Origin of the sequence: Plantibacter sp. ME-Dv--P-095 (assembly GCF_030209365.1) — a bacterium.
Classification (GTDB): Bacteria; Actinomycetota; Actinomycetes; order Actinomycetales; family Microbacteriaceae; genus Plantibacter.
The window spans coordinates 115,827-133,257 of the sequence record NZ_JARVSB010000010.1; the positions used below are offsets into that span (position 1 = coordinate 115,827).

At 70.7% G+C, this 17,431-nt stretch carries 8 protein-coding genes; 3 read left to right on the forward strand and 5 right to left on the reverse strand.

The annotated features are described in order from the left end of the window. Nucleotides 1-149: 149 nt before the first annotated feature. Entirely contained in the window at nt 150-572 is a 423-nt protein-coding gene (locus QRN26_RS15415) for a hypothetical protein (protein ID WP_056014423.1), read from the forward strand. After that, on the forward strand, nt 569-1,429 hold the full coding sequence (locus QRN26_RS15420) for a CPBP family intramembrane glutamic endopeptidase (RefSeq protein ID WP_285037449.1): 861 nt from the start codon (nt 569-571) through the stop codon (nt 1,427-1,429). Before QRN26_RS15415 ends, QRN26_RS15420 begins: the two co-directional genes overlap by 4 nt. 86 nt (nt 1,430-1,515) lie before the next feature. Here QRN26_RS15420 and QRN26_RS15425 read toward each other — a convergent pair whose 3' ends face one another. The 5 genes from QRN26_RS15425 to QRN26_RS15445 all read right to left on the reverse strand — a co-directional run bounded on the left by QRN26_RS15425 (nt 1,516) and on the right by QRN26_RS15445 (nt 7,754). Beyond that, nucleotides 1,516-2,061: a hypothetical protein gene (locus tag QRN26_RS15425; RefSeq protein WP_285037450.1), complete on the reverse strand. Its 546-nt coding sequence runs from the start codon at nt 2,059-2,061 to the stop codon at nt 1,516-1,518. Nucleotides 2,062-2,064: 3 nt separating this feature from the next. Then, nucleotides 2,065-3,360: a signal peptidase I gene (locus QRN26_RS15430; protein ID WP_285037451.1), complete on the reverse strand. Its 1,296-nt coding sequence runs from the start codon at nt 3,358-3,360 to the stop codon at nt 2,065-2,067. 10 nt (nt 3,361-3,370) lie between these two features. Beyond that, nucleotides 3,371-4,018 (reverse strand): SipW-dependent-type signal peptide-containing protein, encoded by a 648-nt coding sequence (locus tag QRN26_RS15435; protein WP_285037452.1) that lies wholly within the window; start codon nt 4,016-4,018, stop codon nt 3,371-3,373. 20 nt (nt 4,019-4,038) lie between these two features. Beyond that, the gene (locus tag QRN26_RS15440; protein WP_157579735.1) at nt 4,039-4,683 is read right to left on the reverse strand and encodes a SipW-dependent-type signal peptide-containing protein; all 645 of its coding nucleotides are present in this window, start codon (nt 4,681-4,683) and stop codon (nt 4,039-4,041) included. Between the two features lie 203 nt (nt 4,684-4,886). Beyond that, on the reverse strand, nt 4,887-7,754 hold the full coding sequence (locus tag QRN26_RS15445) for a helix-turn-helix transcriptional regulator (protein WP_285037453.1): 2,868 nt from the start codon (nt 7,752-7,754) through the stop codon (nt 4,887-4,889). Between the two features lie 409 nt (nt 7,755-8,163). Between QRN26_RS15445 and QRN26_RS15450 the strand changes: the two genes are divergently transcribed. Beyond that, a complete protein-coding gene (locus QRN26_RS15450; RefSeq protein ID WP_285037455.1) occupies nt 8,164-17,424 on the forward strand; it encodes a hypothetical protein in 9,261 nt (3,086 codons plus the stop codon). Nucleotides 17,425-17,431 lie beyond the last annotated feature (7 nt).

Consider the following 17,431-nt stretch of genomic DNA (forward strand, 5'->3'; position numbering starts at 1 on the left):
GCAGGCCGACTGGTCTGGCGTCGACAGTCAAAGCCTGCAGAAAACGGACAGCCGGGACATACCCCCTTCCGGGGGTCAGGCAGTCGGCAATACTCTTCGACCAGCCTGGGTCCGGCCGTCGGATCCTCCCGTGATCCGAAACGAGCATCATGACCATGAATATCGGCAAGAAGACCGTCCCCACCCCCATCGCCATCTCCTTCTGGCTGTGGGTCGTCGTCGCCGTCCTCCTCGTCATCTCCGGCATCCTCACCGCCACCTCACCGGCTGAGCAGGCCGCGGCCACCCGCCTCAACCTGCCCGTGCCGACCGAGGTGATGACCATCTCCTCCGGCATCGGCTCGTTCATCGGCGCCGCACTCCACGTGCTCTTCGCCTGGTTCATGGCGCAAGGCCGCAACTGGGCCCGCGTGATCCTCACGATCTTCGGCGTGCTGTCCGTCCTCGGCTCGATCGCCTCCATCTTCGTCGGCAACATCCTCGCGATCGTCGTCGTCATCGTGACCATCGTCGCCGTCGTCGAGATGTACCTCCCGGCAGCGCGGGCGCACTTCTCCCGACCCGTCCGATGACCACCGGACAGACCGAGCCGTCGCCGACCCCGCGCCAGCGACGAGCCGAGGACCGCCGGGCCACCGCCGCCCTGCCCTACACCCCACCGGACGGCAGCCGATGGGGAGCCGGCACCGCCCTGGTCGTCCTCGTCATCGCCCTCGCGCTCCTCGTCGTCCTGCGCGGCGCGCTCCCCGCCGTCCTGGGTGACACCCAACTCGCCGACCTCCTCCTCTGGACCGTCTTCTACGGCGGCATCCTCGTCGCGTTGGCCATCGTCTGCAAACGGTTCGGCACCGGCTCCTGGGTCACGGACTTCGGGCTGCAGTTCCGCTGGTTCGACGTCTTCATCGGCCTCGGCTCGGCGATCGGCATCCGGCTCATCGCCGGCATGATCGACGGCTTCGTCATCACCCTCATGGGCGGAACGCCGAAGTCGAACCTGGCACCCCCGGCCCCCGAGATCGGGTGGGTGATCCTCAACTCGGTGATCGCCGTCGCCATCGTCGCGCCCGTCTGCGAGGAGCTCCTCTTCCGCGGGCTGCTGCTCCGTGGCTTCCGGAACACGATCCTCCGCGGGCGACCGTCCGGCGCGGTCCGCGGTGGCGCGGGAGCGACCCCGTCGACCTCGCGCCGCCGCACCGCAGCCGTGGTCTCCGTCGGAGCCAGCGCGCTGCTGTTCGCCGCCGTCCACCTCTACGAGGGTTGGGGCAGCCCGATCACCATGGTGACCCTCGGCCTCACGATCCTCGTGCTCGGCGTCGTCAACGGCGTGTACGCCGCCACCACCAAGCGACTCGGCCCCGGCATCTGGACCCACATGTGGTTCAACGGCATGGCCGCCGCACTCGTGATCGCCGGGAGCGGCACGAGCTGAGCGGTCGCGGTCCCTGAGCGAGCGCCCTTCGACAGGCTCAGGGACCGGGGGAGCGCCCTTCGACAGGCTCAGGGACCGGGGCGGGCTCAGGGGACGATCGCGCAACCGCCGTTGGTCCCCAGGGCGTTGGACGTCCCGTTCACCAGCCGGTAGGGCGACGACCACGTCGTCGACGGGAGCGTCAGCCGGGCACCGACGTAGACGTTGGACCCGAGGAGCCCGCCGAGCAACCCGAGGCTGAACGTCGAGGTGACCGTGGTGGTCCCACTCGTCGAGGTCGGGGTGATGACGGTGGGCGATGTGAACGAGGCGTTCGGCGAGTACGCGTAGTTGATGGTGTAGCCCGCGGGGATCGTGTAGACGACCGTGTACGAGGACAGCAGCCCGACCACATTCGGGTTGAAGGTGCAGCTGGTGATCGCCGGTGACGGCACCGTGAACGCGGTGAAGCTCCCGGAGCCGAACCTCGTGACCGTCCAGGCCGCCTCGGTCTGCGCTGGGGCGGGTTGCGCCGCGAGGAGGAGTGCGGCGAGCGCGACCACCGACGCCACCAGCCGTCGGTGTGTGCCGATCGGGCGCCTGGCACGGCCCGCCCGCCCGCGTCGATCCGTCACCGTCGTGTCAGCGCGCATCCCTCATCGACCGGCCTTCGCGAGTCGAGCCCGCTGGCGCAGCGCGCCGGTCCAGGCCCCGACGAGTCCGAGGATGACGGCTCCGGCCGCCGCCCAGATCGCGAACTCGACGTTCGCGCCGGTGCGGGGGAGGGTGGTCATGGGCGAGGCCGACACGGACACGTCGTCACCGATGCCGTCGGCCATGAGCGTCAGGGCGACCGAGGCGTCGGCGGCCGCGGCCCCGGCGGGCATCCGCACGTCGAAGCGCACCCACCAGGCCTCGGTGCTGCGCATGGACAGGACAGCACGCTCGACACCGTCGACCGGTACCGGCATCTCGTCGAACAGGTGGGTGGTGGTCCCCTCGCATCCGGCGGCGGTCCACCGGACCGAGCAGGCGTCGACCTCCATCACCAGGCCGAGCGCGGACGAACCGGAACCCACCATGGAGACGTCGATGGACCCCGGCGTCGCCGCCGGCTTCGTGTGGATGCCCACCTGCCACGGTGTCGACCGGCCGGGGCCGAGGTTCTGCATGGCCGTCGGGTCGCCCACCGAGGTGAGCACGACGGCCTCGCCGGCGACGACGTCGACCTGCGGTTCCGCGTGCGCCGGACCAGCTGCGGCGCCGAGCGCGAGGCCTGTCCCGAGGACGATGGCGACGGGTGTGGAACGGAGGGCGGCGTGCCGTGCAGGTCGCCGGTTCGGATCCTTCGCCGCCGGGGCAGCGGGGGTCCGCCGTCCGCGGGTCCCTTCGGGCGGGTCGTTCCGTCCGGAGCGCGGCCAGAACGCCCAGCCGACGAGCACCGAACAGGCGAGCGTCAGGCCGCCGAGGACCCACGGGTTCGAGAACCAGATGACGATGGCGGCGAGGCCGGGCACCGAGCCGAGGACGATCCTGACCGTCTCCACACGGTAGGGCTCAGGATCCTCGGACAGGTTCGCGTCCCCCTGCATCGTGATCAGGCGCTGCGATCCCGGGGCGCCGTCACCACCGTCCGTCACCGAGGTGACCCGGTGGGTCACGGGGAGCTGCCCGGGGCGGTCGACCGTCACGACGTCGCCGACGCGGATGTCCGACGCCGGGATCTCCCGCACCAGGGCGAGCGAGCCGGTCGGGATGGTCGGGCTCATGGAACCCGTCTTGAACATGATGAGCGTGATGTTGAAGCAGGTGGCGAGGATCACGAGCACGATGCAGACCACGCCGCCGAGGGCCGCGAGGTTCAACAGGGTGCTCCCGACGACCGACGCCACCGAACGGCGGGGTCGCTGCCGTCCGGTGACGTCGATGGTGTCCGCGAGGGTCCGGGTCACGGTGCTCCGATCAGGAACTGGAGGTGCTGGTGAACTGCCACGTCGCCGATGCCGTCCCACCCTGCGCCGAGGACGGGGCGTTCGCCTTGACCCGCACGTCGAAGCAGAACCGCACCGTGGAACCGGCCGCGGCCGACAACGCCCCGGACGCCGTCGGCGTGGCCGTGCCGACGGCGAGGGTGGTCGTGTACGCGGGGACGGTCCCGGAGGTGAAGGCCCCTGCGTTGCAGGCGGTGGCGACGGGGATCACGACCACGCGGTACTCGAGCTGCGGGAGCAGGGTCCCGGTCGCCGCCGACGTGGAGGTGAGTGCCACTGAGCCGCCGATGTTCGTCGACGCCGTGGTGCGGATGTCGATGGACGCGTACTGCGAGAGCGACGGCGACATCGCGACCGCGTTGAACGCCAACGTGGCCGGGTTCCCCGCCTCGTGCGCCGCCCAGGTCGACGTCACGGTCTGCGACTCCACGGCGAAGGTGCTCGCCGCGAAGGTCGCCGTTCCGAACTCGTCGTCGCTCCAGGCCGCCAGGGTCAGCGAGGTGCCGACGCCGAGGACGAGTGCTGCGGCCAGCGCGGCCCGCGTGCGCGTGTACCGACCTGCCCGGCGAGGCGTCGCCGTGCGATGGTGCCGCCCGAGGGCGGGCGAGTGGCGTCCCATGATGCCCGTCCGTCCCGCGACTACGGCAGCGGGGTCGTGGAGACGGCCGAGAACTCCCAGAGCACGGTGCCACTCGGCGAGGCCTGGGGGAGTGACGCGGCGGGCGTGACCTCGAAGCAGAGGAAGACGGGTTCCGTGGCCGCTCCGAGCGTGAAGATGTCGGCGGCCGTGCTCGTGGTCGTCGCGGCGTCCGTCACGAGCGCCTCACCCGCGGCGAAGCTCGTCGCGTCGCACCCGAAGGTGTCGGTCGCCACGACGGAGTAGGTGAGGGAGGCAGCGATCGGAGCGGCGCTGGACGCGGTGATGTCCACCGTCGCCGCGTACGTCGACGCGGCGGTCAGCTGCACGGCGAAGCCGGCGTAGACGGGCTCCTCCGGGGCCAGGTTGTCGGCCTCGACGGCGAAGGTGAGTGGAGCGGCGACGTCGTCGGTCGGGTGCTCCGTGAACGCGGCGCCGTCGGTGCTGCCCTCGATGCTGAACGCACCACCGGCGAAGACCCCGGTCGCGAACTCCGAGTCGTTCCAGGCGGCCAAGGTGATCGCCGCACCGACACCGAGGACGAGCCCGCCCGCGAGGATCGCCTTGGCCCGCTTGCTGCGGAGGCCGCGTGCGGGTGTGTCAGCGCCGGTCGCCGCTGGGGCTTCGGTGGTGGTGTCGATGGTCATGGAAGCCCCCTGGAGTCCGGCGATGGCACCTCGTGCCACCTGCTGGTGTCTGGCACGGGGAGACGTCCTCCACGCGTCTCTCGACACTCACAGGACGATAGGCAGGACGCTCAGGTGTTGTCACCAGTAGTGGGGTACTGGGATCCCTCACCGCTACCGGGAAAACTGCGGGGACGGATCCCGTCAGCGCAGCATCACCGGCATCACGCCTCGCGCCGCACCGACTGGGAGACGATCCTGCCGAGGTCCCGCCGGCGTCCGGCACCGACCTTCGTCCGCGCCTGGAGCACGTGCGACTCCACCGTCCGCACACTGAGGAACAGTCGGGTCGCGATCTCCTGGTTGCTGAGCCCCTCGGCGATGAGCAGTCCCACCTCCAGCTCGCGGCGGGTGAGGGCACTCAGATCGGCGGGTTCCTCGCTCTCGCTCCTCCGAGCGTCCGTCGCGAGATAGGCGAGCGGCGCGTGCGAGGGCGGCGGCGCCGGCGTCGTCGGGACCGCACCGGTGTCGGTCCGGAAGGAGACGAAGAGCGGTGACGGGGACGCGATCGCGTGCTGATCGATCACGGCCTCCGATGACGGCCGAGGTGAGGCGTCGGTCAGCTGCGCGGCTCGCTCCGCACACCGACGCGCGTGTTGCGGCCGGCCCTGTGCGGCGTGGAGTCGTTCGGCGAGGTGATGGGCCCCGATCGCCCGATGCCGGGCTCCGAGCTGCTCGAGCGAGCAGGCGGCCTCCTCGGCTCGGCTGGCGTCACCGACCGCCCCGGCTTCGAGGAGGAGCAGCAAGGCGCCCTGGAGCGGGGTCAGCTCGTTCGACCGGGCATCGGCGACCCACTCGAAGGCCTCCACCGGCTCCGCGCCGACCACCGAGGCGAGGCACGCGGCGTAGACGCGTTCCGTCAGCGGCTTCTGAGACGACCGTGCCATGCCGTACAGATGTACCCGAGCCGCGTCGAGTTTGCCGCTCGACATCAACAGGCTGAAGTCGGCCACGTCGGCCAGGTAGGCGAGGGCCGTCGAAGCGTCGATCAGCTGCTGATCCTCGGTGGCGCGACGTTCCATCGCCTCGTCCACGTGACCGGTCTGGGCGAGCGCGCTGACCATGAGCAGGCCGAGCTGCGTGTGCACTTCCGGAGGCAGGGTGGAGTCGAGCATCCGTTCGACGATCCGGAGGTCGGCCAGTGCCCGTTCCGGTCGTCCGTCGAACAGGGCCAACTGTGCGCCCAGGATCCCGACCACACTCTGATCGATGGTCGCCAACCGGCCGGTACCGCGTTCGGCCCGTTCCGCGAACTCGTCGACGTAGCGGGCGAAGCCGGCCCAGGACAGCCCCGCGAAGAGCCGGATGGTGCCCGCCGACAGCACGTACATCGCGCTGGCGTCCCGGACTGCGTGGGAGAGGGGGCGAGCGGAACTGTACGGCACCGCCCGGTACACCGAGTCGGCCAGCTGGAACAGGTCGCGGAGTTCGGACGGGGTGGAGTGCATGCCGAGGCGCGTCAGGAGCGCGGCTGCGGCGTACAGCCGCGAGGACTGCGTCGCCTCGGTGTCGCGCAGGACCTTCCAGAAGACCGCGTCGCTGTCGGTCGGACCCTGCTCGTGCTGGTCCCGCCACGTCTCGATCATCAGGATCCGCTGCGAGAGGACGCGACTGTCCTCCTCCTGCTCGGTGAGGTGCTGGGCGCAGGTGCGCTCGCTCCACCGGTCGAGGGTCGCCCGCCAGCTGAGGACCTCCGACTGGATGTCGTCATCGGTGGCCGCGGAGGCGTCCACCTCCAGGACGCGTTGCGCGCCGACGACGTCACCCAGCATCGCGAGCGACCGCGACCACTGGAGTGCTGCCGCGACCGAGGGATACAACGCGGCCGAACGTTCGGCGAGTGAGCGGGCGTCCTCGGCCAGCCCCGCCACGTTCGCGACGTGCGCCGCGTCGAGGAAGACACGGGCCACGGTGGAGGACTTGAGGCCCTCGTCGAGGTGGTCGGCGGCCGTCGTCAGCCAGTAGCGACCGAGGATGAACGACTCGTTGGGGGTGAGGCGGCCGCCGACCCTGAGGTCGGAGATGAGGGTCCGCTGCACGCGGTCGTGGCGGTGCAGACGACCGCTGTGCCGCCATTCCGCGAGCGCCGACCAGGCGTGCAGCTCGTCGGCGACGATCCGGTCCTGTCCCGTCCCGTCGTTTCGGGCGAGTCCGAGCCGCATCAGGGCGTGCAGCGGGTGTTCGCCGAGGAGGCGTGCCGCTCGTGCGTAGGGGATCGTCCCGAGCTTCGCCAGCATGACGAGCGCGTACCGTTCCTCGTCCTCGAGGCGTTCGAGCTGTGGTTCCGTCAGGTCGTGCACGCGCGGGGAGACCCCGGCGACGCCGAGGGAGAGGATGCTGCGGGGGAGGTAGAACTCCCCGCCCGTCTCGAGCGCGTCCTTCGTAAGTTCGTGGACGAGCCGCGGCGAACCGTTGCTGAGACGGACGATCACGGCCTTGGCCATGTCGTCGAGGACGGCGTCGTCGGCTGCTGCGTCGGCGAGCGCCGAGGCTTCGAAGCCGTCGAGGGCAGGGAGGTCGATGCGGGTGAGCGCGCCGCTTCGCCAGACGGCGAGGAGGCGGTGTGCGGCCTCGTCGGGCCGCCCCTGCAGGCCGGTGCGTTCCTGTTCCAGGGTGACGAGGGCGACCTGGTCCCGCGATCGTGCGAGATCGACGAGGTCGGTCAGGCTCGATGGGTGCAGGTCGGCGCCGTCGTCGATGATGAAGACGGAGCCGCTCGGTGCGTCGCGCCACCCGCCGAGGGCGTTCGAGGCGTTCAGGGAGGAGTCGGTGAGGCGGATGACGGAGCGCCCCTGCTCGTGCATCCGGCGCCCGATGGACTCTGCGGCGAAGGTCTTGCCGTAGCCGTGCGGGCCGACCAGCAGGGTGCTGGCCCGATCGTCGATCAGCGTGGCGACGCGGGCGATGGCCGCGGCTCGGCTGCTCTGGGCGACGGGTGCCCGCGTGGCGGACTGTCGGAACTCGCCGGAGCGCCGAAGCGCCGACCCGGCCGACCGGCTCGCGCCACTGTACTGGTGTCCGCCGGCGCTCATGAACGGACCTGCTCACGCGAGATCGTCCACCGCTCCTGCGGTCGTGCCGTCGCCAACAGTCCATCCATCGCAGCCCCCTCAAGCTCCGTCAGCTTCCGACGGGATCCGCACCACTAGGGATGCTGCGAATCCTCCGTCGGACTGCCCCCATTATCCGTATTCCCTGAGCGGTCCAGGAGACCTAGCTGTGGGTTCTCAGTAGAAACTACGTACCTCACATGGGGGTTATCTCGTAACCCCGGGGGAATGTCCCGCGTCCGGGGGCTCTCGGCGGTCTGAATACGGGTTTCGATCCCTGTACTACCGGGGTTGGTGTCCCCTCGGTGGGGGACAGGTTGAGCCGGCTTTAGATTGGCCGGGATCGACGCCAGTCACGGGTCCGCCCGTGCACCGAAGAAAGGGTTCCACCGTGGGGGAACAGCAACGAAGCATCCTCGGCAGAGGCCGTGCATGGAAGGTCGCGGCCATGGCCGTGGTCGGGACGGTCATCGCCATGGGGTCGACAACGGCGGCGACCGCGGCACCGGCGGACGTCTCGGACGGCTTCGGCCGGTTCCTCGGCGGGCAGGCGGCCGGCATCAACCTCGACGCCCTCGCGGCGGTCCCCGGCGCCCGGGCGGAGAACCCCAGCGGCGTGTACCCGGTCGCGGCGAACCCGCTGTCGGCCGAGGTGCTGAACACGCTCGGTGTCGATCTCGGAAGCTCGCTGCAGCTGTTCGGCACCAACGGCGTCGTCGAGCTCGGCGCGGTCGCCCAGTACGGTGCTGCGGCCACCAACGGTGACGCCTACGCCGGATCCGGTGCGGTCACCGACCAGGGCGGTGTCTCCATCGGCGGGCCCGACGCTCCACCCGCGGACGCCGACCTGAACCTCACCGGCCTGCTCGGCAGGGTCGGCACGCCCACCGGTGGTGTCCTCAGCGACCTCTCGCTCAGCCTGGGCGCGCTCGCCTCGACGATCTCGCAGACGGGCGGCGCCACGGCCGTCCCCGACTACCAGATCTCCGGTGCGACCCTCAACTTCACCAGCCCGCTCGTGCAGAACGTCGGCACGCAGGTGACGGGCTTGGTCCCGTCGCTGCAGACCACGCTCAACGGACTGACCTCGGCGCTCAACACGGCGCTGAACGCGAACCTCATCGGCGTCCTCCGGGTGAGCGCCACGGCGACGGTCACCCCGCCGAACCTCGCGACCGCGGTCAACACGATCCTCACCACGCAGGCGTCGCAGACCGCGGCGACGGGCGTCTCGGTCAACCTCCTTACGGGCGCCGTCATCGTCGACCTCGCGACCCTGCTCGCGAACGATCCGACCCTGCCGGACCTCAACGACCTCCCACCGAACACCTCGCTGCTGTCGGGGCCGATCGGCGCTGCGATCGCTGCCGCGATCACCTCGGCCGTCACCGCGCAGGTCACTGCCGTGTCCGCCGGCCTGCAGACGCTCGTCAACAACACGCGCATCCAGGTCACCGGCAACGTCACGACCAACGTGGTCGTCACGCAGGTGCCCGTCATCTCGCTCTCGCTGGACTCGACGCTCGGCGCCGTCCAGAACGGCACCGCCGCGTTCACCTCCGCCGGCCTCCTGCCGAACGTGCTCAACCCGATCCTCACGACCCTCGGACTCACCCTCGACGGCGTCGTCAACCTCGTCCTGAATATCGTCAAGAACACCGTCGCGACCGCCTTCACCGGGCTCGGCACGGTGAACACCAGCCTGAACACCATCACCGGTGGCCTGGCGACGAACGTCGTCGGCCCGATCCTCAACATCGTGCGCCTCGTCGCGGACGTCACCGCCAACGTGCAACCGGCGACCGGTGACCTCGGGGCGGGGTCCTCGACGGTCCGCGCCGCGCAGGTCTCCCTCGTCCCGGCGATCTCACTCGCCACCGTCAACCTCGCGTCGTCCTCGGTGCGCGGCACGCTCGTCGTCTTCGACACGGCGATCACGGCGACGCCGGCGACCGTCAACCCGGGGCAGTCCACCGTCATCACCGGTTCCGGCTTCGCGGCGAACGAGCAGGTCACGCTCGCCGCGCCCGGCTTCGACCCGGTCATCACGACGGCGAACGCCGCTGGCGAGATCAGCCAGCCGGTCGCGATCCCCGCCGGCTTCACTCCGGCGACGGTCACATTCACCGCCACGGGGGAGACCTCTGCCACCCCGGCCACCACCGACCTCGTCGTCGCACCGTTCGTCACGGCGATCACCGCGGACCCGGCGACGGTCGCCCCCGGCGGCAGCACGACGATCACCGGAACCGGCTTCCTGGCCGGTGAGTCGGTGTCCATCACCGTGCCGGGCATCACCGACCCCGTCGTCACCACGGCCACGTCCACGGGCACGATCTCGACGAGCCTCACGTTCCCGGCGGCCTTCCCACTCGGACCCGTGACGGTCACGGCGACCGGCGCCTCCTCGGCCAGCCCGGCGACCACGACGGTCACCGTGGAGGCCACGCAGTACGTCACCGAGATCACCGTCGACCCGGCGAGTGTCCTCGCGGGCGGCACGACGACCGTCACCGGTTCGGGCTTCGCCGGGGGCGAGACGGTCACCGTCACCATCCCCGATGCCGACCCGGTGACCACCACGGCCACCGCAGACGGCGACATCGAGGTCGACCTCACGGTGCCCACGGACTACCCGACCGGTTCGATCGTCGTCACCGCGGTCGGTGCGACCTCCGACACCCCGGCCACGACGAACCTCGCGGTCGCCTACGACACGTCGATCGTCGCCGTCCCCGACACCATCGCCGGTGGGACGACCACGATCATCAACGGTGCGGGGTTCGCCCCCGGTGAGGACGTCGTCGTGACGTTCCCCGGCCTCGACCCGGTCACCGTCACGGCCACCGCGCTCGGCGCGATCGGCACCCCCATCGCGGTCCCGCAGGACTTCGCGGTCGGCGACGTCACGGTCACCGCCCTCGGTGCCGTCTCGGCGACGGAGGCGACCACTGTCGTCACCGTCACCGCGACGATCTACGACACCGCCATCACGCTCGACCCGACGTCGCTCATCCCGGGCACCTCGACGACCGTGACCGGCTCCGGCTTCCTGCCTGGCGAGACCGTCACGGTCGGCTACCCGGGCGGCACGCCGGTGACCGTCGAGGCCGACGCCGACGGCGACTTCACCGTCGAGCTCCCCATCCCCGCCGGCACCCCGGCCGGAACGCTCGTCGTCACCGCGACCGGCGAGACCTCCGCGACCCCGGCGACCGCCGACCTCGAGGTCCTGCCCTACGACACGGCCATCACGGCCGACCCCGCGACGCTGCTCCCCGGGAACGCCACCACGATCACCGGTACCGGCTTCGCGGCGGACGAATCGGTCTCCGTCTCCTACCCGGGCGGAACGCCGGTCGTCGTGACTGCGGACGGCGACGGCGAATTCACCGCCGTGCTCCCGATCCCGTCCGGGACGCCGGCCGGCACACTGACGGTCACCGCCACCGGTGCCGTCTCCGGTGTTCCGGCGACGACGGATGTCACCGTCGAGGCCTACGACACCGCGATCACGCTCGACCCGTCGACCGTCGCCCCCGGCGGCAGCACCGTCGTCACCGGTTCCGGCTTCGTGCCGCAGGAGACGGTCACCATCACCATCCCCGGCCTCACCACCCCGGTGACCACCACGGCGAACGGCGACGGTGAGATCACCGTCAGCGTCTCCCTGCCCGGCGACTTCCCGCTCGGCGACGTGACGGTCACCGCCACCGGCGAGGTCTCGGCCACCCCGGCCACCGCGGACCTCGCGGTCGAGGCCACCACCTACGTCACCGCCATCACGGCCGACCCGACGACGGTCGTCGCCGGCGAGAGCACGCTCGTCACCGGTACCGGCTTCGAACCCGACGAGACGGTCACCGTCTCGATCCCGGGTGCGCCCGCGGTCACCACGCAGGCGTCGGGCACCGGCACCATCTCGGTGCTGCTCCCCGTCCCCGCGGACTACGCCGAGGGAGCGGTCGTCGTGACCGCGCTCGGCGAGGTCTCCGAGACCCCGGCCACCACGAACCTCACGGTCGACGTGGTCTACACCCCGACGATCACCGCCGACCCGGCGACCGTCCCCGGCGGCACCGCCACCGAGATCACGGGCACCGGGTTCGCCCCGTCCGAGAGCGTCACCGTCACCTTCCCCGGGCTCGACCCGGTCACGGTCACCTCGAACGCCGACGGTGAGATCACGACCACCATCGCCGTCCCGCAGGACTTCGCCGTCGGTCCCGTGACCGTCACCGCGCTCGGCGTCGTGTCGGCCACCGAGGCGACGACCACGGTCGACGTCACCGCCACCGTCTACGACACGGCGATCACCGCCGACCCGGATGCGCTCCTGCCCGGCGGCAGCACCACCGTCACCGGCACGGGCTTCCTGCCCGGCGAGTCGGTCACCGTCTCGATCCCCGGCGGCACGCCCGTCGTCGTCGAGGCCGGGACCGACGGCGGCATCACCGCGATCCTGCCGATCCTGCCCGGCACGCCCGCCGGACCCGTCGTCGTCACCGCCGTCGGAGCCGTCTCGAACACGCCGGCCACCGCGACGGTCACGGTCCAGGCGTTCGACACCACGCTCACGGCGACCCCGTCCACGCTGAACCCCGGCGACTCGACGATCCTCTCGGGCAGCGGCTACGTCGCGAACGAATCGGTGACCATCTCGGCCCCCGGCTTCGACGACGTCGTCACCACCGCGAACGGGCTCGGCGAGATCAGCCAGGTCGTCGCCTTCCCGGCCGGATTCGTGCCGGCCACCGTGACCTTCACGGCCACGGGCGCCCTCTCGCTCACCCCGGCGCAGACCTCCGTGGTGGTCGAGGCCGTCGTCTACGACACGGCGATCACCGTCGACCCGACGACCGCCAACCCCGGCGGCACCACCACCGTCACGGGTACGGGCTTCGCACCGAACGAGACCGTCACGATCACGATCCCCGGCGGCGACCCCGTCACGGTCACGACGGACGGCGACGGCGACTTCACGCAGGAGGTCACCATCCCGGCCGGCACCCCGGCTGGACCGATCACCATCACCGCGACCGGTGAGACCTCGAACACGCCGGCTGACGCCGACGTCACCGTGGAGGCGTACGAGACCGCGATCACCGCGGCCCCCGGCACCCTGCTCCCCGGTACCTCGACCACGATCACCGGCACCGGCTTCGCGCCGAACGAGTCGGTCTCCGTGTCGATCCCGGGCGGTAGCCCGGTCGTCACGACGACGAACGGCACCGGTGGCTTCACCGTCGCGCTGCCGATCCCCTCGGGCACGGCCGCCGGCGACCTGGTCGTCACCGCGACCGGTGCACTCTCCGCGACCGACGCCACGACCACCGTCACCGTGCTCGCCTACGAGACGGCGATCACGCTGGATCCGGCGACGGTCGCCCCTGGTGGCAGCACCACCGTCACCGGCACCGGGTTCGCCGCGAACGAGAGCGTGAACGTCACGGTCCCGGGCATCGTCGACCCGTTCCCGACCACGGCGAACGCCGACGGCGAGATCTCGGTGAGCATCCTGCTCCCCGCGGCCTTCCCGATCGGTGACGTGACGGTCACGGCGACGGGTGTGGTCTCGGCCACCCCGGCAACGGCCACCCTCGCGGTCGAGCCGACGCTCTACGTCACCGCGATCACGGCCGACCCGGCAACGGTCGTCGCCGGCTCGAGCACGCTGATCACCGGAACCGGCTTCGAACCGGACGAGGACGTCACCGTCTCGATCCCGGGCGCCGACCCCGTCACCACCCAGGCCTCCGGGACCGGCACCATCTCGGTGTCGCTGCCCGTGCCGGCCGACTACGCGGAGGGCTCGGTCGTCGTGACCGCACTCGGTGCGACGTCCGACACCCCGGCCACGACGAACCTCACGGTCGACGTCGTCTACACGCCGACGATCGACGCCGACCCGGCCACCGTCGCCGGTGGTACCTCGACGGTCATCACGGGTGCGGGCTTCGCGCCCACCGAGAGCGTCACGGTCACCTTCCCCGGGCTCGCCCCGGTGACGGTCGATTCGAACGCCGACGGTGAGATCACCACCTCCTTCGCGGTGCCGCAGGGCTTCGCGACCGGGCCGGTCACAGTCACCGCCCTCGGGGTCGTGTCCGCGACGGAGGCGACCACCACGGTCACGGTCGAGGCCACGGTCTACGACACGGCGATCACGCTCACCCCGGACACGCTGAACCCGGGCCAGAGCACCACGGTCTCCGGTTCCGGCTTCCTCCCGGGCGAGTCGGTCAGTGTCTCGATCCCCGGCGGCGACCCCGTCGTGGTGACGGCGAACGGCGCGGGCGGCTTCACGGCCACCCTGCCGGTGCCGGCCGGAACGCCGGCCGGTCCGGTCACGGTTACCGCTGTCGGTGCGACCTCGGCGACGCCCGCCGACGCCGAGCTCACCGTCGAGGCGTACGACACGGCGATCGTCGCGACCCCCAGCACGGTCACGGCCGGTGGGGCGACGCTCATCACCGGTACCGGCTTCGCGGCCGACGAGTCGGTCACGGTCACGGTGCCCGGTGGGACCGCCGTCCCCGCGACGACGAACGGCGCCGGCGAGTTCTCGGTCGGCATCACCGTCCCGGCGGGAACCCCTGCTGGTCCGCTGCTCGTGACGGCCGAGGGTGCGGTGTCGCAGACGCCCGCCACGGCGACCGTCACGGTGACGGCCATCGTGTTCACGCCGGTCATCACCGCCGATCCCGCCGCGCTCATCGCGGGGAACTCCACCGTCATCACGGGCTCGGGCTTCGCGGCCAACGAGTCGGTGACGGTGTCGATCCCCGGCGCTCCGGTGGTCACGCAGGTGACGAACGTCGGCGGCGGCTTCACGGCCACGCTGCCGGTGCCCGCCGGCTACGCCCTCGGTGACGTCACGGTGACGGCTCTCGGGGTCGCATCGGACGAGCCGGCGACGACGACCATCGAGGTCCTCGCCTACGACACGGCGATCACGGTCGACCCGTCCTCGGTGCTGCCGGGTGAGTCGGTCACGGTCGACGGGACGGGCTTCGCCGGGAACGAGACCGTCACGGTCTCCGTCCCGGGTGCGCCGCGGGTCACCGTGGTGACGAACGCGGACGGTTCCTTCACCGTCGAGCTGCCCATCCCGGACGACTTCACGCCGGGCCCCGTGACGGTCACCGCCGAGGGCGATGTCTCCGAGACGCCGGCCGAGGCCGACGTGACGATCGAGGACGGCGCGGTCGACGTCGACACCGACGCTGCGGCGGTCGATGTCGACGCCGCGGCTGACGTCGACGTCGACGTGGACACCGACGGCGCCGCTGATGTGGACGCGGACGTCGACGCTGCTGCGGACACGGACACGGACGCTGCTGCCGACGTGGACGCGGATGCTGACACGGACGCTGCCGCCGATGTGGACGCTGCAACGGATGTGGATGCTGCTGCTGATGTGGATGCTGCTGCTGACACGGATGCTGCAACGGATGTGGATGCTGCTGCTGACACGGACGCTGCCACCGATGTGGATGCCGCTGCTGATGTGGATGCTGCTGCCGACACGGACGCTGCCGCTGATGTCGATGCTGCTGCCGACGTGGATGCTGCCGCTGATGTGGACGCTGCTGCCGATGTCGATGCCGCTGCTGACACGGACGCTGCAACGGATGTGGATGCTGCCGCGGACACGGATGCTGCCGCCGATGTGGATGCCGCTGCTGATACGGATGCTGCCGCCGATGTCGATGCTGCCGCTGACACCGATGCTGCTGCCGACGTGGATGCCGCTGCGGACGTGGATGCCGCTGCTGACACGGACGCTGCTGCCGACACCGATGCTGCCGCGGACGTGGATGCCGCTGCCGACACCGATGCTGCTGCTGATGTGGACGTTGCTGCCGACACCGATGCTGCCGCTGATGTAGACGCTGCCGCTGACTCGGATGCTGCCGCTGACGTAGACGCCGCGGCCGATGTGGATGCTGCCGCCGACACCGACGCTGCCGCTGATGTGGATGCTGCCGCTGACACGGATGCTGCGGCCGATGTGGATGCTGCGGCTGACACGGATGCTGCCGCTGACGTGGACGCCGCGGCCGATGTGGATGCTGCCGCCGACACCGATGCTGCTGCTGATGTGGATGCTGCCGCTGACACGGATGCTGCGGCCGATGTGGACGCTGCGGCTGACACGGATGCTGCTGCTGACGTGGACGCTGCTGCCGACACCGACGCTGCGGCCGATGTGGACGCTGCTGCCGACACGGACGCTGCTGCGGACCTCGACGCTGCTGCTGACGTGGATGCCGCCGCTGACACCGATGCTGCTGCCGATGTGGATGCTGACGCTGACACGGATACTGCTGCTGACGTGGACGCTGCTGCCGACACCGACACCGATGCTGCGGCTGACACCGATGCTGCTGCTGACGTGGATGCCGCTGCGGACACGGATGCTGCCGCTGACGTAGACGCCGCGGCCGATGTGGATGCTGCTGCCGACGCGGACGCTGCTGCGGACCTCGACGCTGCTGCTGATGTCGATGCTGCTGCGGACTCCGACGCTGCCGCTGATGCGGATGCTGCCGCTGATGTGGATGCTGCTGCTGATGTGGATGCTGCTGCTGATGTGGATGCCGCTGCTGACGTGGATGCTGCTGCTGATGTGGATGCTGCTGCTGATGTGGATGCTGCTGCTGACACGGACGCTGCCGCTGACGTAGACGCCGCGGCTGATGTGGACGCTGCGGCCGACTCCGATGCTGCGGCTGATGTGGATGCTGCCGCCGATGTCGACGCTGCTGCTGACACGGACACGGACGCTGCCGCTGATGTGGATGCTGCTGCTGATGTGGACGCCGCTGCCGACGTGGATGCTGCTGCTGATGTGGACGCCGCTGCCGACGTGGATGCTGCCGCTGATGTCGATGCTGCTGCTGACACCGCCGCTGACGCGGACGGCACTGATCTCGACTTGAACGCGGACGTCGACGCGGACACCGCGACTGACGCGGACGCTGCTGCTGATGTGGATGCTGCTGCTGACACCGATGCCGCGGCCGACACCGCCGCTGACGCCGACGGCACCGATGTCGACTTGAACGCGGACATCGACGCGGACACAGCGGCTGACGCTGACGCGGACACGGCAGCTGACGCCGACACCGCGACTGACGCGGACACGGCAGCTGACGCCGACACCGACGCGGACACCGCAGCCGACGCCGACACCGCGGCTGACGCCGATGGCGACACCGACGCCGGCGACGAGCGTCAGGCGACCGTCAAGTGGGTGATGGTCATGCGCGGTACCGGGGAGATCCAGGAGGTCTACGCCACCGGCTTCGAGCCAGGCGAGACGGTCTCGGCCACGGTGTTCTCGACGCCGTTCGCTCTCACCCCGGTCGTCGCAGACGCCTTAGGAAACGCCATCCTCACCTTCCCCGTCCACTCGGCGATGGAACTGGGCAACCACCGGGTGGAGGTCTCCGGATCCGTGACCGGCGAGCTGCCGCTCGAGCGTGAGGCGACAGCCTTCACGGTCATCGAACCGGCCGCCGCAGCGGGGTCACGCCCCGGTCTCCCAAGCACTGGCTTCGACGGCCTGTGGCTCGGGGGACTCGGCGCCACGATGCTCCTCCTCGGAGGTGCCTTCGTGGCTACGCGACGGGCGCGTATGGAGTGACCCCGCT